The sequence below is a fragment of the Leifsonia sp. C5G2 genome (assembly GCF_013359685.1).
Lineage (GTDB): Bacteria > Actinomycetota > Actinomycetes > Actinomycetales > Microbacteriaceae > Leifsonia.
This window is the reverse complement of sequence record NZ_JABFMV010000001.1, coordinates 49,151-71,886: the sequence shown is the minus strand read 5'-3', so window position 1 is coordinate 71,886 and position 22,736 is coordinate 49,151. Positions and strand designations below refer to the sequence as shown.

Below are 22,736 nucleotides of genomic sequence, written 5' to 3'. Positions count from 1 at the left end.
CCTAGGAGCCGGACGGCTTCGCGGTCGCCGGGGTCAGCGCCTGCCGCACGAGCTGGCGGATCTGCGTGTAGTCCGGGTTCTCCGGGTCGATCGTCGGAGGCACGAGCTCCAGCTGCTGCACGGGGAGCTTCCGGGTCTTCATCCCCAGGTCGACGAAGTAGCCGAGCATCGACTGCGGGATGTCCGTCTTCATCACCTGCGCGCCCGCGTGGGCGATGTCCTGGAACTTCGACACCACATTGACCGGGTTCACCTGCTTGAGGATGGCGTCCTGCAGCTCGCGCTGGCGCGCCATGCGGTCGTAGTCGCTGGAGCCGTGCCGGGCGCGGGCGTACCACTGGGCGTGGTAGCCGTCGAGGTGGCGCTTGCCCGGCTCGATCCACTCCACGACGCCGTTGAGGTTCTCGTCGCCGCCGATCGGGATGCGGTCCTTCACCGTGATGTCGACGCCGCCCAGCGCGTCCACCAGGTCGGCGAAGCCCTGCATGTCGATCAGCACGTAGTACTGGATGGTGAGGCCGGTCGCGCCCTCCAGTGCGTCCCGCATCGCCTCGATGCCGGGCTCGCTGCCGTTCTTCTTCGCATTCGGGTACAGGTCGGGCTTGTAGAGCTCCACCTCGGTGTAGATCGAGTTCAGCTGGCAGACGTCGACGTCGCAGCGGCCGTCGTAGCCGTAGCCGTCCGGGTACAGGGCGTGGAGCGGCGACTTCGCCGGGAAGGGGACGGGGTCGAGGTCGCGGGGGAGTCCGACGGTGACGGCCTGGCCGGTGTTCGCGTCGATGCTGACGATCGACATGCTGTCGGGGCGGAGCCCCTCGCGGTCGGGGCCGGCGTCGCCGCCGAGCAGCATGATGTTGTAGCGGCCGTTCACGGGAGGCTGCGACGGCCCGGCCGAGAAGATGTCGCCGAGGGCGCCGCGCGCGGAGCCGGCGACGACGGAGGCGTACCCGGCCGTCCCGGTGAGGCCGACGAGCACGAGCACGGAGAACGCCGCGATCCAGCCCCGGGAGTTCCGGCTGGTGCGCACGAGACGGACCAGGCGCAGCGTGTCGAGCGTGAGCACCACCCAGAGCACCGCGTACACAATCAGCACGGTCTGCACGAGGGTCAGGCTCCCGGCCTGCGTGAACAGCGTATAGATGGACGACGGGGAGACCAGGTAGACCAGGAGCGTCACGATCCCCAGCAGCCACAGCAGCAGTGTCGAGAGAACGCCGACGCGGCCCAGGACGCGGTTGCCCGCGAGCAGCTGCGCGGACCCGGGCAGCAGGACGTTCATCGTGACCAGCCACCATCCGCGCTTCGTCATGGTGTGCGACGAGGTGGTGTCGGGGTGGCGCAGCGGGGTTGCGATGGTCATGGGGTGCGGCTCACAGCTGGGATTTGAGTGCCTGGTTCTTCTGCTCGACACTCGCCTCGAGGTCGGCGGAGAACCGGGCGAGCGCCTCGCTGAGGGAGGGGTCGGAGGTGGCGAGGATCTTGACGGCCAGCAGGCCCGCATTGCGCGCACCGCCGATCGAGACGGTCGCGACCGGGACGCCGGCCGGCATCTGGACGATGGACAGCAGGGAGTCCAGGCCGTCGAGGCGTGCGAGCGGCACGGGCACGCCGACCACGGGAAGCGTCGTCACGGCGGCGAGCATCCCGGGCAGGTGCGCGGCTCCGCCGGCTCCGGCGATGATCACCCGGATGCCGCGCCCGGCGGCCTCCTTGCCGAAGCCGATCATCTTCTCGGGCGTCCGGTGCGCCGAGACGACCTCGACCTCGTGCGCGATCCCGAACTCGGTGAGAACGCGCGACGCCTCCTGCATGACCGACCAGTCGGAGTCGGACCCCATGACGACGGAGACCAGCGGTGACGTGTTCTCGGGCATAGCGAACATGCTAGGTGGAGGCTGCCCTGGGACCGCGCCGCCACGCGGAGGTCACCCAGCTGTCCCCTGAATAGGTCACAGGAACTGCCCAGCGCAAGCCCGTAGCGTCGCCCGCCTATGACGGGTACAGGTGGAAGCGTGGGAGAGAAGACGAGACACGCCACGGGCGGCCGGCTGGCCGCGCTCGACGGTCTCCGCGGCGTCGCCGCGGTGGTCGTCCTGCTGCACCATGCCATGTACACGAACCCGGACTTCCCCGGCGCGCCCGGGGGCGGGAGCGCACCGACGGGTTCGGCGATGTGGTGGATCAGCTACACGCCGCTGAAGCTGTTCACGGCAGGCGTGGAGTCGGTGATCGTGTTCTTCGTGCTCTCCGGGCTCGTCGTCACGCTCCCGGTCATCCGCAAGCGCGGCTTCGACTGGGTCGCGTACTTCCCGCGCCGCGCGGTCCGGCTGCTCGTTCCGGTGATGGCCTCGGTGCTGCTCGCCGCGGTCTGGGTCATGGCGATCCCGCAGGTCTCCACCCAGCCGAAGGGGACGTGGCTGAGCAACTCCTCGACGCCGAACTTCGGCTGGGAGTACATCGTGAAGGCGTGGGATCTGCTCGGCGGCGACGGGCAGATCAACAACCCGCTGTGGTCGCTGCGCTGGGAGCTCGTCTTCTCGCTCGCGCTGCCGATCTTCGCCGTGCTCGCCCTCGCGGTCCGCAAGTGGTGGATCGGCGGACTGCTCGCCGCCTGCGCCCTCACCTACCTCGGCGTGCACGCCGGCTCCGGCGAGCTGCAGTACCTGCCCGCGTTCTTCGTCGGCGCGGTGCTCGCGGTCCGGCTCGACGCCGTGCGCAACGTCGCCGACCGCATCAACTCGCACTGGTACCGGCACCCACTGTGGGCCGGCCTCACCGTCGGAAGCCTCCTGCTCCTGATCGCCCCGTGGCTGGTCGGCCCCGGCGTCGGCGACCTCACCGAGGTGGAGCCGATCCTCAAGGGCATGGTGCCGCTCGCGGCCGCGGGCCTGGTGGTGGTCGTCCTCGGCTGGAAGCCGCTGCGCGCCCTGTTCGAGAGCCGCCCGGTGCAGTTCTCCGGGACGATCTCGTTCAGCCTCTACCTGGTGCACGTGCCGATCCTGATCTTCAGCACGTACCTCTTCGCTGACCAGCCCTGGTTCGTCGGCCCGTTCCTCTTCGGAATCCCGGTCGCCGTGCTGGTCGCCGTGGGCTTCACCTGGCTCATCGAGAAGCGCAGCCACCTGTGGTCGAAGTCGGTGGGCGCCTGGGCGTCGGAGCGCTACCGCACCTGGTTCGGCCGCGAGGAGGAGCAGACCGCGGAGGCCGAGCGCGAGACCCGGACCCGGGAGACCGCTCAGAGGTCGGCGTGAAGCTGCCAGACCCGCTCGGCGGAGTCGCGCCAGCTGAACGCCCTCGCCCGGTCTGACGCCAGCACGCTCAGATGCGAGCGCAGCTCGCCGTCGGAGAGCACCCGGCCAATGGCCGTCGCCAGACGCTCCGTGTAGGCGGCGTCGTCGCCGGCCGTCTCCGGACGCTGCACGACGACGCCCGCCCCGGCGGCCACCTCGACCAGCGCTGGGTCGTCGGAGTGGACGACGGGCAGCCCGAACTTGAAAGCTTCCACGATCGGCAGGCCGAAGCCTTCCGCGAGGCTCGGGTACACGAAGAGGGTCGCACGGTCGAGCGCGACCGCGAGGTCGGCGTCCTCCAGCCGGCCGAGCGGGCGGACGCGGTCCTCCGGGAGGCCCGCAGCCGCCGCGACCCCGGTGGCCGAGCGCTCGCCGACGCGGTCGGGCCCGGCGATGAGCAGCGGGAGCTCCTGCACCTCGGGCCGCGCCATCGCGCGGATCAGGGGAGCGAGCCCCTTGCGCGGTTCGACGGTGCCGAGGGTGAAGGCGTAGCGCTCGGGGAGGCCGAGGCGCTCCGCCCGCTCGTCGGCGTCCGCGGGAAGGCGCAACGTCGTGGCCGGAGCACCGCCGATGACCCGGATGCGGTCGCCGAAGTCGATGAACTCCGCGAGCCGGTCGGCCACCGCGTGCGTCGGGACGACGACCGCGTCCGCGTGTCTGCGCGCACGCTTCGCCATCGTCTTGGTCCAGAGGGTGGCGCCCGTGCCGAGAGACTCCGGGTGCGTCCAGGCCAGGGTGTCGTGGATGGTGACCGCGACCTGCTGGTGCTCGAGCCGGTCGTGCTTGCGCAGCGGGGCGAGCAGGGTGGGTGCGTGCAGCATCCCGGAGGCGCCGCCGACGGCGAGGCCCGACTGCCACGCCAGCGAGAGCTCCCGGCGGGCGAGCGGCAGGCGGGTGAGGGTCGCGATGCCGGGGAGACGCCTGCGCACCTCCTCCAGCTGCTCGTCGGACACGTTCGAGAGGATCCCCTCGACCTCGCAGCCGCGCGGGGCCGTCGCGATCAGCTGCCGGGTCAGCTCCTCGGTGTACCGGCGCGCGCCGCCCGGCTCGTCGGAGACGAGTTCGTCGACGACAACGCGCAGGGTGATCATTCCGCGAAGAGCCCCTCCGCGGCCGCCGCCGCCAGGGCGTCCTCCCACGGTCGCATGGGGGAGAGGCCGGCACGCGACCAGCCGTCGTGCCCGAGCACCGAGTAGGAGGGACGCGGTGCGGGCCGCACGAAGGTCGCGCTGTCGGTCGGCTTCACCCGCTCGGGATCGAGCCCCGCCTGCGCGAACACCGCGCGCGCGAAGCCGTACCACGATGTCTCGCCGGCGTTCGTGCCGTGATAGACGCCCGCGGGGGCGTCGGCGTCGAGCAGTGCGACGATCTGGGCGGCGAGGTCGCCCGTCCACGTCGGCTGGCCGAGCTGGTCGTCGACGACGCTCACGGTCTCGTGGCTCGCGGCGAGCTTCACCATGGTCTTGGCGAAGTTCGCGCCGCCCGCGCCGTACAGCCAGGCGGTGCGCACGACGTAGGTGCCGTCCGGGTGCGCCGCGAGCGCGAGCTCCTCGCCCGCGGCCTTCGTGCGCCCGTAGGCGTTGATCGGGTCGCGCGGGGTGTCCTCGGCGTACGGGGTCGTCGCGTGGCCGTCGAAGACGTAGTCCGTCGACAACGTCACGAACCGGGCTTCGTTGCGGGCGGCCGCCACGGCGAGGTTCTCGGTGCCGAGCGCGTTGATCGCGTACGCCTCGTCCTCGTGCGTCTCCGCATCGTCCACCTTCGTGTAGGCGGAGGCGTTGATCACGGCGTCGTGACCGGCGACGGCGGCGAGCACCGCGTCCCGGTCGGTCACGTCGAGGTCGGCGCGGGTCAGCGCGGTCACGTCGCGTCCGGCCAGGGCCTTCCGCAGATCCGTGCCGAGTTGTCCCGCCGCACCGGCGATCAGGTAACGCGTCATCAGTTGTCGAGCGCCGCGCGGGCCTTCAGCGGCTCCCACCAGGCGCGGTTGTCGCGGTACCACTGCACCACGTCGGCCAGGCCCTGCTGGAACGGGACGAGCGGCTCGTAGCCGAGCTCCGACCGGATCTTGGAGATGTCGACCGAGTAGCGCAGGTCGTGGCCGAGCCGGTCGGCGACGCGGTCGACGTACGACCAGTCCTTGCCGGTGGCGTCGAGCAGCAGCTGGGTGAGCTCCTTGTTGGTCAGCTCTGTGCCGCCGCCGATGTTGTAGATCTCGCCGGCGCGGCCGTTGACCAGCACCATGGCGATGCCGCGGGTGTGGTCGTCCACGTGCAGCCAGTCGCGGATGTTGTTTCCCTCGCCGTACAGCGGCACGTGCTTGTCGTCGATCAGGTTGGTGACGAACAGCGGGATGACCTTCTCGGGGAAGTGGTACGGGCCGTAGTTGTTCGAGCAGCGCGTGATCGAGAGGTTCAGGCCGTGCGTGCGGAAGTAGCTGCGGGCGAGCAGGTCGCTCCCGGCCTTCGACGCAGAGTACGGGGAGTTCGGCTCGAGCGGGCGGTCCTCCGCCCAGGAGCCCTCGGCGATGGAGCCGTAGACCTCGTCGGTCGACACGTGGACGAAGCGCTTCAGGTTGTTGCGCAGCGCCGCGTCGAGCAGCTGCTGCGTGCCGAGCACGTTCGTCTCGACGAAGATCGACGCGTCGCGCACCGAGCGGTCGACGTGCGACTCCGCGGCGAAGTGGACCACCGCGTCCACCGTCGGGAAGAGCTCGTCGAGCAGGCCGCCGTCGCGGATGTCGCCCTTGACGAACGTGTACCGCGGCGAGTCGGCGACCGGGGCGAGGTTCGCCAGGTTGCCGGAGTAGGTCAGCGCGTCGAGCACGACGACCTCTGCGCCCTCGAGTCCGGGGTAGGCGTCCTGCAGGGTGCGGCGGACGAAGTTGGAGCCGATGAATCCGGCCCCGCCAGTGACGAGAATCTTCATAAGGAGTCCAGGCTCTTTTCTGTCGGGAAACCGCCTGAGAGTCTACAGGTCGCCGATTGGTAGACTCCCGTGGTGCAGATCCGCGAGCTCTCGATCCCCGACACCTACGAGATCACCCCTCGACAGCATCCGGACGACCGCGGGCTGTTCTTCGAGTTCTACCGGTTCGACCGGCTCGAGGAGGCGGTCGGCCATCCGCTCGACCTGAAGCAGGGCAACACCTCGGTCTCCCGGCGCGGGTCCGTGCGCGGCATCCACTTCGCCGACATCCCGCCGAGCCAGGCCAAGTACGTCATGGCTCCGCACGGCGCCGTGCTCGACTTCGTGATCGACATCCGGGTCGGCTCGCCGACGTACGGGCAGTGGGACTCCGTGCTCCTCGACGACAAGGACCGCCGGGCGGTCTACGTCGCAGAGGGCGTCGGCCACTGCTTCGTGGCGCTCACCGACGACGCGACCGTCAGCTACCTCGTCACCGACGTCTACAACCCCACCCGCGAGCACGGCATCGACCCGCTCGACGGCGACATCGGGCTGGAGTTCCCGATCCCGGCCGACGAGCTGCTCCTGTCCCCGAAGGACACCGACGCGCCGGGCCTCGCCGAGGCGGCCGAGAGCGGTCTTCTCCCCACCTGGGATGCGGCGCGAGCCTTCTACGCGTCCCTCGACAAGAAGTAAGGAATCGTTCCACACATGCGCGGAATCATCCTCGCCGGCGGATCCGGCAGCCGGCTGTGGCCCATCACCAAGGGCATCTCGAAGCAGCTGATGCCCATCTACGACAAGCCGATGGTCTACTACCCGCTGTCCACGCTCATGATGGCGGGGATCAACGAGATCCTCATCATCACGACGCCGGAGTACAACGAGCAGTTCCGGGCACTCCTCGGCGACGGCTCGCACCTCGGCATCCGGATCGAGTACGCGGTGCAGCCCTCGCCCGATGGCCTCGCGCAGGCGTTCATCATCGGTGAGGAGTTCATCGGCGACGAGTCGGTGGCGCTGGTGCTCGGCGACAACATCTTCCACGGCACCGGCCTGGGCTCGGCGCTGCGCAACCACACCGACATCGACGGCGCCCTGATCTTCGCGTACCAGGTGAGCGACCCGAAGGCGTACGGCGTGGTGGAGTTCGACGACGACTTCAAGGCGATCTCGATCGAGGAGAAGCCGGCGCAGCCGAAGAGCACCTATGCCGTCCCCGGCCTGTACTTCTACGACAACTCGGTCGTGGAGATCGCGAAGACGATCGAGCCGAGCGCCCGGGGCGAGCTGGAGATCTCCACCGTCAACGAGCGCTACCTGGAGGCGGGCACGCTGCAGGTGCAGGTGCTCGACCGCGGTACCGCCTGGCTCGACACCGGAACGTTCGAGTCGATGATGCAGGCCTCGGAGTACGTGCGCGTGATCGAGGACCGTCAGGGCTTCAAGGTCGGCTGCATCGAGGAGATCGCCTGGCGCGCCGGGTGGATCGACGACGCCGCGATGACCGAGCTGGCGAAGCCGCTCGTCAAGAGCGGCTACGGGCGTTACCTGATGCGCCTCGTCGAGGGGTGAGGGCGCGGCGCTAAGGCCGGCGGGTCAGCAGCCACGCGCGCGCCGCCAGTGCGGCGCGCAGCACGGTGCGGACCGGGGCGAGCAGCGGACCGGGGTACTTGTTGGCAAGGAAGCGGTACGCGCTCGCGTGGTGCACGCGCACCATGCGGCGCGACTCCGCCTGGGTCGACAGTCCGCCCACGTGGACGACGGACGCGGCGGGCTCGTACCGGTTGCGGAATCCGGCCCGCCCGATCCGGTAGCCGAGGTCGACATCCTCGAAGTACATGAAGTAGCCCTCGTCGAACCCGCCGAGCTCCTCGAACACCGAGCGGCGCACGAGCAGGCAGGCCCCGGACAGCCAGCCGACGTCGCGGGCGCTCACCTGGTTCTCCGAGCGGTAGGCCTTCGTCCAGGGGTTGCCGGGCCAGACCCGCACGAACAGGGCGTGCCCGATGCCGGTGCGCAGCGACGGAATGCGGCGGGCGGACGGGTACAGGGTCCCGTCCTCGTTCAGGATCCGCGGCCCGACCGCGCCGATCGTGGGCTCCGCGTCGAGCCGCGCGCGGAGCGCGTCGAGTGCGTCCTCGCCGACCAGGACGTCGGGGTTGCAGATCAGCACCGCATCCACCGTCTCGGGCAGCGATGCGACCGCGCGGTTGACGGCGCCGCCGTAGCCGAGGTTGTCGGCGAGCGGGAGGACACGGGCTCCGTGCGCTTGGGCGATCGCCTCGGACGACCGGACATCGGACGACGCGTTGTCCGCGATGACGACCGCAACGCCGGCCCGCAGCTCCTCGTCGAGCGAGGAGAGGAACGAGTCCAGCTGGCTGCTCGAGTTGTAGCTGACGGTCACGACGGCCGTCGCTTCAACAGATCGGAGCACCATGACAGCGTACTTCATGCCTCCTGAAGGACGCTCCCACACGGGTATGGGAAGATTACGGACGGCAGCGACCAGTACCAGTGATGTAGAGCGAAACTCAGGAAGACGAACGACGTGGCATCTGTAGGCAAACTCTTCACGCGCGCGGTCGAGCGGGGGCCCCGTGTCATCGTGCGGAAGGCCCGGACCGGCTCGCTGATGCTGAAGAACCACGGCCTCCGGGCGACGCTCGGCTACCTCCGCGGCAAGGTCAATGCGGTCACCGGCAGCCAGAAGCCCCGCCTGCTCGTCGACCTCCGCGACGCCGCCGCCGTCGACTGGACCGAGCTGCCCGGCCGCATCACCGATCCCGTCACTGTCGTCGATCGCCCCTCGCGCATCGCCTGGATCATGTCTCCCCCCGGCAAGGAGAGCGGCGGACACCAGAACCTCTTCCGCTTCATCAAGTTCGCGGAGGAGGCGGGTCACCGCTGCGATGTGTACCTGTACCACGCGGGGGAGGTCGCGGTCGATCTGCAGGTCGTCCGCGGGATGCTGGAGTCCTCCGAGGCGTATCCGCATCTCGAGGGCGAGATCCGGGTCTGGGACCGGACCACCGGTGTGGCCGACGGTACCGACGCGATCTTCGCCACCGGCTGGGAGACGGCGTACCCGGCCTTCCTCGACCCGGGCAACGCCCGCCGGTTCTACTTCGTGCAGGACTACGAGCCCCTGTTCTACCCGCTCGGTTCCGAGGCGCTCCTCGCCGAGAACACCTACCGCTTCGGTTTCCACGGGATCACCGCGGGCGGCTGGCTGGCGCACAAGCTCAGCAGCGAGTTCGGCATGAAGGCCGATTCCTTCGACTTCTCGGTGGACCGCAGCCTGTACCGGTTCGAGAACACCGAGCGGCGCAACGAGATCTTCTTCTACGCGCGCCCGGTGACCCCGCGTCGTGCGTTCGAGTTCGGTCTGGTCGCCCTGGAGGACTTCGCGCGGATGCGTCCGGACGTGACGATCAACCTCGCCGGCTGGGACGTCTCCAACTGGGAGATCCCGTTCGAGTACACCAACCTCTCGAGCCTGCAGCTGAGCGAGCTCAACGCGGTGTACAACCGGTGCGCGGCCGGTCTGGTGCTGTCGCTGTCGAACATGTCGCTGCTCCCGCTCGAACTGCTCGCGAGCGGTGTGGTGCCGGTCGTCAACGACGGGCCCAACAACCGGATGGTGTCCGACAACCCCTTCATCGAGTACGTCCCCGCCTCTCCCGTCGCGATCGCCCGAAAGCTCGCCGAAGTGATCGACCGGCCGGACGCGCCGGAGCACGCCCGCCGCATCTCCGAGTCGGTTGCCGGCACCACGTGGGCGGACTCCGGGAAGACGTTCGTGACCGCGTTCGAGAGGGCGATGCGTGGATAGGGCAGCGGTCATCGGGGCGAACGGGTTCCTCGGCTCCCACCTCGTCGACGCGCTCGCGCGCGAGGGCTTCGACGTCACCGCGTTCGACCGCTTCTCGGCCCGGCCATCGTTCCAGGCGGAGGCCCGCACGGTGACGGGCGACTTCCTCAGCCGCTCGGATCTGGAGGAGGCGGTGGCCGGGCAGCGCTATGTCTTCCACTTCCTCTCCACGACGACTCCCGCCACCGCCGCCGGCGACCCCACGCTCGACATCCGCACCAACGTCGCCCAGACGGTGGAACTGCTCGAGAGCTGCGTGAACGCGGGAGTCGAGCGCGTCTTCTACGCGTCGACCGGCGGCGCGATCTACGGCGACCAGGGCAAGCCGGAGTACTCCGAAGCCGACCGGGCGCTCCCCGTCTCGCCCTACGGCATCGGCAAGCTCACCATCGAGCACTACCTGGAGTACTTCCGCCTGTCCCACGGCCTCGACTACACCATCCTGCGCATCTCGAACCCCTATGGGACCAGGCAGCACCCGAACCGCAAGCAGGGGATCATCCCGATCGCACTGCGCCGCATCGCGAACGGCGAACCGGTGGTGCAGTTCGGCGACGGGAGCATGGTCCGCGACTACATCTACGTCGAGGACCTGGTGCGGATGATCCTCCCGCTGGTCGACGGGCCGACGCGCCACCGCCTGTACAACATCGGGAGCGGGCACGGCTCGACGGTCGGCGAGATCCTGTCGACCCTCCGCGAGGTGACCGGCATCGACTTCGCTGTGGAGGTGCGGCCCACCCCGCCGACCTTCGTGCAGCGGGTGGTGCTCGACACCGCCCGCTACAACGACGAGTTCGGTCCTCTGGAGCACCCGCTGGGACTGCATGCCGGGATCGAGCGAACCTACGAAGAGATCAGGAGCCAGCGTGTCTGACGCCGAGCCCGTGGACGTGACCATCGCCATCCTCACCTACAACGGTGAGGAGTACCTCGCCCGCATCCTCGAGATGATCCGGCGACAGGACTACACCGGTTCGGTGGAGGTGCTGGTCATCGACTCCGGGTCGACCGACCGGACGCTCGGCATCGTCCGCTCGTTCCCGGAGGTGAGGCTCCACGAGATCCCGAACTCGGAGTTCGGCCACGGCCGCACCCGCAATCTGGCCGCGCAGCTGGCGAACGGCCGCTTCGTCGCGTACCTGACGCACGACGCGATCCCGGCCTCGGACTCGTGGCTGCGCGAGCTCCTCGCCCCGTTCGAGCTCGACGAGAAGATCGTCGGCGTGATGGGCAAGCAGATCCCGCGTCCCGGCTGCTTCCCTCTCCTGAAGTACGAGATCAAAGGCGTCTTCGCCGGATTCGGTCCCGACTTCGGCACGTCGGTGTTCTACAAGGACGACTTCGTGCGCGACGAGGGGGTCATGGGGGCGATCAGCTTCTACTCCGACGTCAACTCTGCGGCCCGCCGCGACTTCCTGCGGGACGTCGTCCCGTACCGTGACGTGCGCTACGCCGAGGACCAGCTGTTCGGCCGCGACCTGCTCGAGGCCGGGTACCGCAAGGCGTATGCGGGCCGAGCGGCGGTCGAGCACTCCAACGACCTGACCCGGGCCGAGTACCGGCTCCGGGTGTTCGACGAGACCGTGGGCCTCCGCCAGATCGGCTTCCCCATCCCGCCCATGACCCGGTCCGCCCAGCTGCGGCTCACGGCGCGGGGGATCGTGGGGGACACGCTGCGGATCCTCCGCGATCCCGACTTCTCGTGGCGCCGGAAGCTGTACTGGCTGGTGCTGAACCCGTCCTATCAGATCGCCAAGTGGCAGAGCTATCGCGACTCGACTCTGATCGACGTGAACGACGAGGAAGCCGTCCGCGCCGGGTCGCTCGAGCACTCCCGCAAGACCGCGGCGTAAGCCGGTCAGGCGAGGGCGCGCGCGACCTCCGCGGCGATCCGCTGCCGGCTCGTGCGCTCGCGGATCCCGCGCATCGTCTCGAGGCCCGCCGACCACGCCGGCGAGCCGAAATCGGCGCGCACCCGCTCCAGCTCGGCGGTGATCGCGGCCTCGTCGGGCTCGCCGTCGATCAGGTACGGGTAATCGTCGCCCAGCCAGTGCACCGCCTCGGCCTGACTGCGCTGGATCAGGATGTTGCACCCCGCGTGCGCGGCCGTGAAGCCCTTGAGGAACGGCTTGTGCAGGTCGGCTCCGCGGAAGCGGCGGACAGCGTAGTGGAGGTTGAACTCCGGCACGCGTGCGAGCCAGGCCGGGTCCTGACGAGACGTGTCGACCAGCACCGGCGTGACCGTCTTCTCGATGGCGGGCGTGAGGACGGCGTTGACGAGTTCGCCGAAGTACCCCGCGCGCAGCCGGTCGGTCGGCCGGTCGCCGGCGGCGGCCGCATCCAGCCGTGGATCGACGTGATGGTTCACGAGCAGCACCTCGGTGGCGGGGTGATCGCGCTGGAGGTCGAGGAACGCCGTGATCGACGCGGCGACGAGGGCGTCGGCGTATCCCGTCGTCGGCGGAGGGGCTTCGTCGACCACGTCGAAGAGCAGCCGGTTGCCTGCGGCCTTCAGTCCCGCGAGGCGCTCCGCGGTGGCGACCTTGAGGGCGCCTTTGGTCAGGAACAGGGTCGCGTTGCGGACCCCGTCGTCGAGCGGGCCATAGGACACCTCTGCGCTGCGGCCGAGGGCGTCGGCCGCCAGCCGGGAGAGCTGCTCGCCGCGCATCACGGTCGAACCCGCTGCCTTGAATTCCTCGGCGTACACGAAGTGGATCCGGCGCACGCGTCTGAACATGGCGTCGAGTCTAGCCCGGTAGAGTTGGTGGGAATTTCTCTGCCGGCCGACAAGGACGTCCTCCCGGCACCCACCCGAAGAAAGAGGCCCCATGACCCCGCGCCGAGCGGTATACACCGCCCTCCTCGGCCGCTACGAGGACATCAGCGAGCAGCCGGTCGCCCGAGAGACCGACATCCCGTTCATCTGCTTCACCGACCGCGACGATCTCGTCAGCGACACGTGGACCATCGTCAAGGTCGACATCCCCTTCCCGTTCGACCTGGTGCGCAGCCAGCGCCACTACAAGATCCAGGGCCACCCGATGCTGGACGAGTTCGACGAGACGCTGTACATCGACAACTCGGTGCTCTTGGAGGCCACACCGGACGCCATCCTCGACGAGTGGCTGGAAGGCGCCGATTTCGCCGTCTCGCAGCACAGCTGGCGCGACCGCGTCATCGATGAGTTCGACGAGATCATCCGCCTCAACTACGACGACGCGGGACGGGTGAACGAGCAGCTGCTCCACTACGCGGAGGCCTACCCGGACGTCCTGCACGAGCACCCGTTCTGGAACGGGATGCTCGCGCGGCGCCGGACCCCCGAGGTCGCGGAGACCATGCGGATCTGGTTCGAGCACGTCCTGCGGTACTCGCGCCGGGACCAGCTGTCCGCGAACGTGGCGTTCTCCATCGGGCCGGCCACGGTGAAGCCGATCGCGCAGGACAACAACGTCTCCCCCTGGCACCGCTGGCCGGTCGACGTCAAGCGCCGCGCCACGATGAGCACGGCCACGGGCCGGCGTACGGGTCCACTGCTGGCGGAGGTCGCGCGCCTCGAGCGCGAGCTGTCCGCTCAGCAGAGCCGGGTGGATGAGTGCGAACGGACGGCGGACGACGCGGTCCGGCGCGCGTCGGAGGCCGAGCAGGTCCTCGCCCAGGCGGAGGAGCGCGCAGCGCGGGCCGAGGAGCGTGCCGCCCACGCCGAGCGGCAGGTCGCCGCGATGGCGTCCAGCTTCTCCTGGCGCCTGTCCCGGCCCGTCCGGGTCGTCGGCACGGGCGTGCGCCGCATCAAGTCTGGAGGGCGGACCGATTAGGGTTCTCGTCACCGGCGCCGCCGGTTTCATCGGAAGCAACCTCGTGGAGAGCCTGCTGCAGCGCGGCGACGAGGTCGTCGGGCTCGACGCGCTCACCGACTACTACGATCCCGCGATCAAGCGCGCCAACGTCGAGCGTCTCGCCTCCCCGCGGTACCGGTTCATCGAGGGGGATCTCGCCGACCTGGACGCGGAGACGCTCGTCGGTCTCGATGTCCGCGCGGTGCTGCACCTCGCGGGCCAGCCGGGCGTCCGCGGCTCGTGGGGAGAGCAGTTCGGTGCGTACACGCACGCCAACGTCCTCGCGACCCAGCGGCTGCTGGAGGCCGTCAAGGCCGCTCCCGGCGTGCGGGTCATCTACGCCTCCTCCTCGTCGGTGTACGGGCAGGCGGAGACCTACCCGACGACCGAGGAGACGCTGCCTGCTCCGTACAGCCCGTACGGTGTGACCAAACTGGCGGGCGAGCACCTCGTCGGTCTCTACCGGGCCAATGACGGTCTCGACACGGTCGCGTTCCGCTTCTTCACCGTGTACGGCCCGGGTCAGCGCCCGGATATGGCGTTCACGCGTTTCCTCACGGCGGCTCGGGACGGGGACACCATTCGCGTCTTCGGCGACGGCGAGCAGATCCGCGACTTCACCTACGTCGGCGACATCGTCTCGGCGCTGATCGCGGCCCTCGACTCCGAGCGGCCGCTTCCGCGCGTCATGAACCTCTCCGGCGGATCGAGCGTCTCGGTCAACCAGGTTCTCGACGTCGTCCGCTCGGTGACCGGTCTCGACGTCGGGGTGCGCTACGAGCCGCACGTGCGCGGCGACGTGTTCCGCACCGGCGGTTCGAGCGAGAAGGCGCAGGATGCCCTGGGCTGGCACCCGGAGACCAGCCTGGAGAGCGGTCTGGCGCGTCAGTGGGAGTGGGTCCGCGGCCTGGCCTGAGCGTCCCGCCGCGGTCCTGTGTCAGCCCTCCCGGGCGGGCTCGTCGACGGAGACGCGCACGTCCAGCCGGATCAGGCCGGAGCCGTGCTGCGGCTGGTCCACCTCGAAGGTCGCGGCCGGGTTGAGCCGGTCGAGCGACCGTCCCGACTTCTCCTCCAGGCTGCCGCGGACGATGTAGTTGCCCGAACCGAGCGTGTGGTTCGGGAACGAGAAGTCCACCGAGTGCTCGCCCGGAGTCGTGGGCAGGTCGATGTCGAGCATCTTCGTGTTGAGCCCGTACACCGGCTGACCCGTCGAGGTCTCGATGGCGATGCCGGCCACCAGCGGCTTCTGCGGAGCGGAGAGCGTGTAGCGGTATCGCAGGGTGAGATCGCTCGCGGCCCGGACGATGATCCGCTCCTCGTCGAATTCGGCCGACGCCACGTCGATGCCGGCGATCTTGGCCTCCGGCTCGACGAGCTGGCCGCCGCCGTGCGTGCGGTCGTGCTCCAGGCGCTCCTGCTCGAACCCGAAGCGGAGCACGCGCAGGCCGTCGGCGGGGTCGCCGTCGAAGAGCATGTTGCCGTGATTGAGCACCACGACGCGGTCGCAGAGCCGGCCGACCTGCTCGGCGGAGTGGCTGACCAGGACGATGGTGCGGCCCTCGCGCTGGAACTCCTCGATCTTGTCCATGCACTTGCGCTGGAACGGCTCGTCGCCGACCGCCAGCACCTCGTCGACCAGCAGCAGGTCGGGGTCGACGTGCACCGCGACTGCGAAGGCGAGCCGCACGTACATGCCGGAGCTGTAGAACTTCACCTGCGTGTCGATGAAGGACTCGATGCCGGAGAAGTCGACGATCGCGTCGAAGTAGCGGTCGGTCTCCTTGCGGCTGAGGCCGAGGATCGCGGCGTTCAGGTAGACGTTCTCGCGCCCGGTCAGGTCCGGGTGGAAGCCGGCGCCGAGCTCGAGCAGGGCGGCCATCCGGCCGCGGCGGGTGACGGATCCCGTGGTCGGCTGGATGATGCCGCCGACGACCTTGAGCAGCGTGCTCTTGCCGGAACCGTTGTGGCCCACCAGGCCCACGGTGCTCCCGACCGGGATCTCGAGGCTGATGTCGCGCAGAGCCCAGAAGTCGTCCTTGTGACGGCGGGAGGCGCTGAAATTGACCAGGCGCTCCTTGAGCGACTTGTCCTTGTGCAGGACGAACCGCTTGGAGACGCCGCTGGCGCTGACGAGGGAGGGCATGGACATGTTCTCAGAGCTCCTGTGCGAAGTTGCCCTGCAGACGGGAGAAGATCCGCTGCGAAAGCCAGAGCAGCACGATGCTCACGACGAGGGTGATGAGGAGGCGGAGGCCGAGGTTCGGCGGCCAGGTCTGCGCGAGCGCGCCTGTGCTCGTGGACCCGGCTGTCCACAGCGCCTTCTGCATCGCGATGACGGCGATGGTGACGGGGTTCGCGAGGTAGAGCTGCTCCAGCCAGTTGCCGTGCAGCAGCTTGTTCACGTACGTGAACGAATACACGATCGGGGAGGCCCAGAAGAGGATGACGATCGCGATCTCCACCAGGTGCTGGGTGTCGCGGAGGTAGACGTTCACCGCCGACAGGAACAGGCCGATGGCGGTGGCGAAGACGATGAGGGTGACCACCGCGAGCGGGGCGAGAAGCAGGTTCACGTTCCAGGCGAACGGGACCGAGGCGAGCAGGACGATGGCGATGACGAGCACGACCAGCTGCACGAGGAAGTTGAACATCGCGCCGCCGATGGCGCTCAGCGGGAAGATCTCGCGAGGGAGGTACACCTTCTTGACCAGCCCGGCGTTCGCCAGGATGGCCGTCGTGCTTCCGCTGACGATCTCGGCGAAGAGGCCCCACATCGTCAGGCCGATGAAGACGAAGATCGCGAAGTCGGGGGTGGCGCGGGCGGCGCCGAGCACCTGCCCGATGGCGAAGTAGTAGATCAGGAGCTGCGCGAGCGGGCGGAACAGGCTCCACACGATGCCCAGGGAGCTGTCCTTGTAGCGCGCCTTCAACTCGCGCCGGACCAGCAGCCCGAGGAGTTCGCGGTGCGCCCAGACATCGCCGAGCGACCGGCGCGTACCGCGGACGAAGCCGGACTTCTGCCCGACGTGCTCCATCGGGAGCGTCTCGATCACGGCGGCGCGAGTGGCCGCATCGATCGGTGTTGTCATTGCTCTTCCTCGGACGGGACGGGGTGGGGATGCGCCGGAACGGAGCTCCGAGCACGTGCGAGTTTAGCCCGGGTCTTGCCGGGAATTCGCCGAGGAGCACCCGCGAGCGCGTCGGCGGCGCCCCTTCAATGGGGGTATGCCTCGGCGCGCGATATCGGAGGACGACGCGCCCTCGACGGTACGCTGGGGGTGCGCCCCCGCCCCCGACCAGTGATCAGGACGTACCCGTGAGCAACCGAGCAGTGAGGCTGTCCGCCGCCCTCGGGGTGGCCGCGAGCCTGATCGTGGGACTCAGCGCCTGCACGCCGCCGGGCGGCGACCCGCGGCCGGCGACGTCCGCGGCCACCGGCTCCAGCCCCATCCCGACCGGCTCGAAGTCGCCGGAGGCGGCCGTCGAGACCCCGGCGCCCACCATCGAACCCGTGCTCGTCGTCGCGGCGGTGGACGTCGACGGCGCCCACGTCACGGCGTCGGGATACGTCCAGGGCGTCATCGAGGACGGCGGCAGGTGCACCTTCACCTTCACGCGAACCGGTTCCGCCCCGGTCAGCGTCGACCACGAGGGCGCCGCCGACCGGCTGACGACCTCCTGCGGGACGGTCCAGCCCGACGCGTCACGTTTCGCACGCGGAACCTGGAGCGTGACGCTCGGATACACGTCCGGAGGGCGGGGCTACGAGTCCGCTCCCGTCCAACTGGAGGTCCCCTGATGCGCAGGAGCATCGTCGCGGTCGTCGCCGGAGCGCTCGTCGCGGGCCTTCTCACCATCGTGCCGGGACCGCTGAGCGCCCCGTCGCCCGCCGCCGCGGCCGACGCCCGCCTGTTCGACGCCGGCAACATCATCAGCGACGGCCTGTTCTTCGACGGCGGCGCCATGACCGCGAACGACGTGCAGAGCTTCCTCAACGGCAAGGTCCCGACCTGCCGCTCCGGGTACACCTGCCTGAAGAGCTACACGCAGGCGACCCAGAGCCGCGCCGCCGTCTCCGGGCGCTGCGACGCGTACACCAGCTCGGGCGTCGAGACCGCCGCCGCGATCATCGCGAAGGTCGGCCAGGCGTGCGGGATCAGTCAGAAGGCGATCCTCGTGCTGCTGGAGAAGGAGCAGAGCCTCGTCACCGACACCTGGCCCGAGGCGAACCAGTACAAGAGTGCAACCGGTTACGGCTGCCCGGACACGGCCGCCTGCGACAGTCAGTACTACGGCTTCTTCAACCAGGTCTACAGCGCCGCGCTGCAGTTCAAGCGGTACGCTGCCACGCCGACGAACTGGAACCACGTCGCCGGACGCGTCAACCAGATCCGCTTCAGTCGCGACGCGACCTGCGGCACCGGCGCCGTGTTCATCCAGAACCAGGCGACCGCCGGCCTCTACAACTACACCCCGTACCAGCCGGATGCCGCCGCCCTCGCCAACCTCTACGGCAAGGGCGGTGCGTGCAGCGAGTACGGGAACCGCAACTTCTGGCGCATCTTCACCGACTGGTTCGGGTCGACCACGGCGGCGTCGAGCCTTGCCCGCACCCTCGACAACCCGACGGTGTACGTCCTGAGCGGATCGGTGAAGTACCCGATCGGCAGCTACGACCTCCTCACCGCGCTGTCGCCGCTCGGCGCGGTCGGGTACGTCTCGCAGAACTACCTGGACGGGTACAGCACGGGTCCGGCGGCGGGCCGGATCCTGCGCGGCAACAACGGGACCATCTACTTCTTCGACTCGGCTCTGAAGCTGCCGTTCTCCTCCTGCACCCTGGTCGCCGACTACGGCGGCTCCTGCACCTCGACGGGGTACATGCAGCTGACGGACAGTCAGCTGGCGCAGTTCTGGACCGGGCCCCTGATGACCTCCGTGCTCGGCACGACGAGCGGCGCGCGCTACCTCGTCACCGCGGGCACCAAGCGCGAGATCCTCGACGACGCCTCGCAGCAGGCGGCGGGCATCCCGCTCGCGCGCAACGTGCTCTCCGATTCGGCCGTCTCGGCGTTCCCCCTGGGCGCCCCGGTCGTCAACGACCAGTCGTTCGCGCAGCAGCGCGGCAGCTCCACCATCTCCTTCGTCTCCGGCGGCAAGACGTACCCGGTGGCGCCGACGGCCCTCGGTCAGTCGGGCGTCGGCGCCCGCGTGACGGGGACGCTGAGTGCGGACAGCCTCGCGCGCATCCCCGCGTCCGGCGCCTCGTTCACCGGGCTCGTGACGGTCCCCGGCTCCGGCAGCGTGTCGGTGCTGGGGTCGGGCGGCCGGTTCGTGTGGGCGGGCGGCGCCGGGATCGGAGGCGTCGCGGCCACACCGGTGACACAGGGCCTGCTGAACTCGTTCGCGACGAAGGGCACGATCAACGTCGGCTCGTTCGTGAAGGGCGACGGGGGCACGGTCTACATCGTCGGCCCGACCGACCTGAAGCCGATCTCGTCGTGGGATTCGCTGCTCGCGCTGATCCCGCGCGGGACCGACCCGACCATCCTGACCATGTCGACGGCCGCCCTGACGGCTCTCCCGGCCGGGCGCATCGCGCTGACCTCGGGCACCCTGGTGCGGAGCCCGGAGAACGCCACCGTGTACCTCGTGAACGGGCTGACCAACAAGATCGCCTTCTCGTCGTTCGACATCACGTCGTCGATCGGCGTGGAGGGGTACTCGGTCGTCTCCCAGGCCGTCCTCGACGGCTACCCGCTGGCGGGAACGCTGCTGGGCTACGGAGTGACCTGCGGCTCCGCCGACTATGTCGGCGCCTCGGGGACGCTGCGCGCGGTGGATGCGACCACGAAACCGCTGTACCCGGTCGCGTTCACGCCGCTCGACGCCTACACCTGCGCGCGGCTGACGGTCGGTGCGCCGGCGACGAAGTTCATCCGGACGCCGGACGGGTCGATCTACCTGCTCGAGGCCGGAACGAAGCGGCCCATCGGCTCGATGGCCCGCTTCGCCGAACTGGGCGGCTCGATCGGGTGGACGTCGATCAGCGCCGCGTTCGCCGCGAAGATCCCGACGGGTCCGCTGGCGTGAGCGATTGCGGCCACGGTTCGCGATCGCCACGGACCGCCACTAGGGTGTGAGGAGTTCCACCGAGCCACGGGAAAGCGAGACACCTCCGTGACCAGTCCAGCCGCCCGTGCCTCCGGCACCTCCGGTCTGTCCGGCGCACTGCGGATCGCGCGCGTCGTCCTGATGCCGCTCCTCGCGCTCCTGGTCCTCACCGGCTGGGCACTGTCGTCGCCGGCCGGATCGAGTCCGGACGACGACTTCCATCAGACGAGCATCTGGTGCGCCGACGGCGCCGCGCCCGGTGTCTGCTCGGCGACCGGGCGCCCGGACACCTACACGGTGCCGCCCCTGGTCGCGAACGGATCCTGTTTCGCGTTCCAGCCGGAGACGAGTGCCGCCTGCCAGGCATCCGTCGGTGGCGGCACCACGACCGCCCGCGGCAATTTCCACGGCCTGTACCCGCCCTTCTACTACGCGTTCATGCACACCTTCGTGGGCGGCAGCGTCTCCGCTTCCATCGTGGTCATGCGTCTCGTGAACGCGGCCATCTTCGTCGCGTTGGCGAGCATCCTGTGCTGGCTGCTCCCCGCGCGCCGGCGCTGGACCATGGTCTGGTCGCTCGCGATCACGCTCGTGCCGCTCGGGCTCTTCCTCATCGCCTCGGTCAATCCGAGTTCGTGGGGTCTGATCTCGAGCGCACTCCTGCTCACCGCCGTCGTCGGGTACTTCGAATCGGCGGGATGGCGAAAAGCGGGCCTGGGCGCCGTCGCGATCGTCGCGGCCTTCGTCGGCGGAGCAGCCCGCTCGGATGGCGCGGTCATCAGCGTCCTGGCGACGGGAGCGGCGGTGCTGCTCACGATGAGGCGCGACCGCCGGTACTGGCTGTCGGCTCTGCTCGCACTCGGGATCGTCGTGCTCTCGATTCTGCTCTTCCTCAGTTCTCACCAGACGGGGAGCGCGCTCGGCGGTGGTCTCGGCGCCGGTGGCAAGGGAAGCGCGAACTGGTCACTGTGGTTCCCGGTCCTCAGCCAGCTGCCGGTGCTCTGGGCGGGCGGTCTCGGCGCAGTGTTCGGGCTCGGCTGGGTGGACACGATCATGCCAGGTGGGGTCTGGGTGGTGACCTGCGCCGTTTTCGCGGCCCTGGTCTTCGCAGGCATCCGGTTCCTCGGCGTGCGCAAGGGGCTCGTCCTCACGGCTGCCGCCGTCGGCCTGGTCGTGCTGCCCTTCTACCTGCAGATCTCCACCGGTGCGCTCGTTGGCGATCGCCTGCAGCCACGCTACGTGCTGCCGTTCGTCATCCTGTTCGCGGTGATCGCCCTGTGGGAGCCCGATGAGCGGCGCTTCGACCTGTCGCCGACGCAGTGGTGGATCCTCGCTGCAGGTCTTGCCATCGCCCAATCCCTGGCCTTGTACACGAATATCCGTCGCTACGTCACCGGAGTGGACGACAAGAGCTTCAACCTCAGCGACAAGGTCGAGTGGTGGTGGCACATCCCGGTGTCGCCGATGTGGCTGTGGCTGCTGGCGTCCACGGCCTTCGCCGGTCTGCTGGCGTTGATCGTCGTTCAGTTCTCCCGGTTCGCTTCGGCGCGACCCGTAGTGCGTCCGGTCGGTACGATCGATGGCTGACGATCAGAGGAGGAGGCGACGATGACCGCAGTGGCGTTGACCGGCGCTCACGGCTTCCTCGGCTGGCACCTCCGCTGCGCGCTGCGCGAGCGCGGGGTGGAGTCGCGTCCGGTCGCCGTGGGGGACGCGTGGTCCGAAGCGGACGCGATCGCCGCGATCGACGGGGCGGAACGGCTGATCCACGTGGCCGGGGTGAACCGCGGCACCGACGAGGAGGTCCGCGAGGGCAACCTCCGGTTCGCCCGCCAGGTCGCGAGCGCACTGCGAGCGGCGGACGCGCCTCCCGCGGTGGTGGTCTACGCGAACTCGGTGCAGGCGACCGGTGACTCGGTCTACGGACGCGCGAAGGCCGACGCGGCCGACATCCTGCGCCAGGCCGCGGAGTCGCGCGGTGTCCGCTTCGAGGACCACCTGCTGCCCAACCTGTTCGGCGAGCACGGCGTCCCGTTCTACAACTCCGTGGTGGCGACATTCAGCCACCTCCTGGCTACGGGCGGCGCGCCGACCGTGCAGGTCGACCGCGAACTGGAGCTGCTGCACGCGCAGGACGCCGCCGACCTGCTGACCGGGTCGGTCGCGACCGCAGCGCCGCACGTGACGCGGGCGACGGTCACCGACGTGCTGGCGAGACTCACCTCGATCGCCGAGATCTACCGGGCCGGCGAGATCCCGGACATCGCCGCACCGTTCGACCGCGACCTGTTCAACACCTACCGGTCCTTCTCCTTCCCCGCAGGCGGCCCGTTCCCGCTCCGCGCCAACACCGACTCCCGCGGGTCGTTCTTCGAGCTGGTCCGCGCCGGCGGGGGAGAGAGCCAGGCCTCCTTCTCGACCACGGTCCCCGGCATCAGCCGGGGCGACCACTTCCACCGCCGCAAGGTCGAGCGGTTCGCCGTCGTCGAGGGGGAGGCCGTCATCTCGATGCGACGCCTCTTCACCTCCGATGTCGTCCGCTTCGCGGTCTCGGGCGAACGCCCGGTCGCGATCGACATGCCGACGCTGTGGCCGCACAAGATCGAGAACACCGGAGAGCGGACCCTGGTGACCAGTTTCTGGGCCAACGAGCTCTTCCGACCGGAGAGCCCGGACACGATAGCGGAGGCCGTGTGAGCGAGCGCA

21 protein-coding genes are annotated in these 22,736 nt (G+C 69.4%); 12 read left to right on the top strand and 9 right to left on the bottom strand.

The window, feature by feature from the left end; all coding sequences use genetic code 11:
- Position 1: 1 nt before the first annotated feature.
- Positions 2-1,360 (bottom strand): LCP family protein, encoded by a 1,359-nt coding sequence (locus HNO83_RS00315; protein WP_175335519.1) that lies wholly within the window; start codon positions 1,358-1,360, stop codon positions 2-4.
- Between the two features lie 10 nt (positions 1,361-1,370).
- Positions 1,371-1,874 (bottom strand): 5-(carboxyamino)imidazole ribonucleotide mutase, encoded by a 504-nt coding sequence (gene purE / locus HNO83_RS00310; RefSeq protein WP_175335518.1) that lies wholly within the window; start codon positions 1,872-1,874, stop codon positions 1,371-1,373.
- Positions 1,875-2,012: 138 nt separating this feature from the next.
- On the opposite strand from purE, the gene HNO83_RS00305 reads away from it, so the two are divergent.
- Positions 2,013-3,251 (top strand): acyltransferase family protein, encoded by a 1,239-nt coding sequence (locus HNO83_RS00305; protein WP_349627036.1) that lies wholly within the window; start codon positions 2,013-2,015, stop codon positions 3,249-3,251.
- Here the strand turns inward: HNO83_RS00305 and HNO83_RS00300 are convergent.
- From HNO83_RS00300 to rfbB, 3 genes are read right to left on the bottom strand one after another with little or no spacing between them, the layout of a single operon-like run.
- Positions 3,236-4,381 (bottom strand): glycosyltransferase family 4 protein, encoded by a 1,146-nt coding sequence (locus tag HNO83_RS00300; protein ID WP_175335517.1) that lies wholly within the window; start codon positions 4,379-4,381, stop codon positions 3,236-3,238. The two genes, HNO83_RS00305 and HNO83_RS00300, sit on opposite strands and share 16 nt — an antisense overlap.
- Complete coding sequence (gene rfbD, locus HNO83_RS00295) at positions 4,378-5,229, bottom strand: dTDP-4-dehydrorhamnose reductase (RefSeq protein ID WP_175335516.1); 852 nt, start codon at positions 5,227-5,229, stop codon at positions 4,378-4,380. The genes HNO83_RS00300 and rfbD overlap by 4 nt, the downstream gene beginning before the upstream one ends.
- Positions 5,229-6,218 carry a dTDP-glucose 4,6-dehydratase gene (gene rfbB / locus HNO83_RS00290; protein WP_089913306.1) on the bottom strand — a complete coding sequence of 330 codons (990 nt, stop codon included), beginning with the start codon at positions 6,216-6,218 and terminating at the stop codon, positions 5,229-5,231. The genes rfbD and rfbB overlap by 1 nt, the downstream gene beginning before the upstream one ends.
- A gap of 72 nt (positions 6,219-6,290) precedes the next feature.
- On the opposite strand from rfbB, the gene HNO83_RS00285 reads away from it, so the two are divergent.
- Positions 6,291-6,896 (top strand): dTDP-4-dehydrorhamnose 3,5-epimerase family protein, encoded by a 606-nt coding sequence (locus HNO83_RS00285; RefSeq protein WP_175335515.1) that lies wholly within the window; start codon positions 6,291-6,293, stop codon positions 6,894-6,896.
- A gap of 15 nt (positions 6,897-6,911) precedes the next feature.
- Entirely contained in the window at positions 6,912-7,775 is an 864-nt protein-coding gene (gene rfbA / locus HNO83_RS00280) for a glucose-1-phosphate thymidylyltransferase RfbA (protein ID WP_175335514.1), read from the top strand.
- A gap of 10 nt (positions 7,776-7,785) precedes the next feature.
- Here rfbA and HNO83_RS00275 read toward each other — a convergent pair whose 3' ends face one another.
- A complete protein-coding gene (locus tag HNO83_RS00275) occupies positions 7,786-8,658 on the bottom strand; it encodes a glycosyltransferase family 2 protein (protein ID WP_249776392.1) in 873 nt (290 codons plus the stop codon).
- 96 nt (positions 8,659-8,754) lie between these two features.
- Between HNO83_RS00275 and HNO83_RS00270 the strand changes: the two genes are divergently transcribed.
- The 3 genes from HNO83_RS00270 to HNO83_RS00260 are packed head-to-tail and all read left to right on the top strand — an operon-like array spanning position 8,755 to position 11,933.
- Positions 8,755-10,038 carry a rhamnosyltransferase WsaF family glycosyltransferase gene (locus HNO83_RS00270; RefSeq protein WP_349627035.1) on the top strand — a complete coding sequence of 428 codons (1,284 nt, stop codon included), beginning with the start codon at positions 8,755-8,757 and terminating at the stop codon, positions 10,036-10,038.
- Positions 10,031-10,954, top strand: coding sequence for an NAD-dependent epimerase/dehydratase family protein (locus tag HNO83_RS00265; protein ID WP_175335513.1), 924 nt, complete (start codon positions 10,031-10,033; stop codon positions 10,952-10,954). Before HNO83_RS00270 ends, HNO83_RS00265 begins: the two co-directional genes overlap by 8 nt.
- Positions 10,947-11,933, top strand: a complete 987-nt coding sequence (locus tag HNO83_RS00260; RefSeq protein WP_349627034.1) for a glycosyltransferase family 2 protein — start codon at positions 10,947-10,949, stop codon at positions 11,931-11,933. Before HNO83_RS00265 ends, HNO83_RS00260 begins: the two co-directional genes overlap by 8 nt.
- A gap of 5 nt (positions 11,934-11,938) precedes the next feature.
- On the opposite strand, the gene HNO83_RS00255 is transcribed toward HNO83_RS00260, so the two are convergent.
- Entirely contained in the window at positions 11,939-12,817 is an 879-nt protein-coding gene (locus HNO83_RS00255) for a hypothetical protein (RefSeq protein ID WP_175335511.1), read from the bottom strand.
- A 91-nt stretch (positions 12,818-12,908) separates the two neighbouring features.
- On the opposite strand from HNO83_RS00255, the gene HNO83_RS00250 reads away from it, so the two are divergent.
- On the top strand, positions 12,909-13,895 hold the full coding sequence (locus tag HNO83_RS00250; protein WP_175335510.1) for a glycosyltransferase domain-containing protein: 987 nt from the start codon (positions 12,909-12,911) through the stop codon (positions 13,893-13,895).
- Positions 13,876-14,832, top strand: coding sequence for an NAD-dependent epimerase/dehydratase family protein (locus HNO83_RS00245; protein WP_217498585.1), 957 nt, complete (start codon positions 13,876-13,878; stop codon positions 14,830-14,832). Before HNO83_RS00250 ends, HNO83_RS00245 begins: the two co-directional genes overlap by 20 nt.
- A 21-nt stretch (positions 14,833-14,853) precedes the next feature.
- On the opposite strand, the gene HNO83_RS00240 is transcribed toward HNO83_RS00245, so the two are convergent.
- Together HNO83_RS00240 and HNO83_RS00235 are read right to left on the bottom strand one after the other, a co-directional pair.
- Complete coding sequence (locus HNO83_RS00240) at positions 14,854-16,065, bottom strand: ABC transporter ATP-binding protein (protein ID WP_249776391.1); 1,212 nt, start codon at positions 16,063-16,065, stop codon at positions 14,854-14,856.
- A 4-nt stretch (positions 16,066-16,069) separates the two neighbouring features.
- Positions 16,070-17,005, bottom strand: a complete 936-nt coding sequence (locus HNO83_RS00235) for an ABC transporter permease (RefSeq protein WP_175335509.1) — start codon at positions 17,003-17,005, stop codon at positions 16,070-16,072.
- 227 nt (positions 17,006-17,232) lie between these two features.
- Here HNO83_RS00235 and HNO83_RS00230 point away from each other — a divergent pair, with 227 nt between their 5' ends.
- The 4 genes from HNO83_RS00230 (at position 17,233) to HNO83_RS00215 (ending at position 22,727) form a co-directional block, all read left to right on the top strand.
- Entirely contained in the window at positions 17,233-17,715 is a 483-nt protein-coding gene (locus HNO83_RS00230) for a hypothetical protein (RefSeq protein WP_175335508.1), read from the top strand.
- Entirely contained in the window at positions 17,715-20,009 is a 2,295-nt protein-coding gene (locus tag HNO83_RS00225) for a hypothetical protein (RefSeq protein WP_175335507.1), read from the top strand. The genes HNO83_RS00230 and HNO83_RS00225 overlap by 1 nt, the downstream gene beginning before the upstream one ends.
- 87 nt (positions 20,010-20,096) lie before the next feature.
- The gene (locus HNO83_RS00220; RefSeq protein ID WP_175335506.1) at positions 20,097-21,617 is read left to right on the top strand and encodes a DUF2142 domain-containing protein; all 1,521 of its coding nucleotides are present in this window, start codon (positions 20,097-20,099) and stop codon (positions 21,615-21,617) included.
- 21 nt (positions 21,618-21,638) lie between these two features.
- Positions 21,639-22,727, top strand: a complete 1,089-nt coding sequence (locus HNO83_RS00215) for a polysaccharide biosynthesis C-terminal domain-containing protein (protein WP_175335505.1) — start codon at positions 21,639-21,641, stop codon at positions 22,725-22,727.
- Positions 22,728-22,736: the final 9 nt, after the last annotated feature.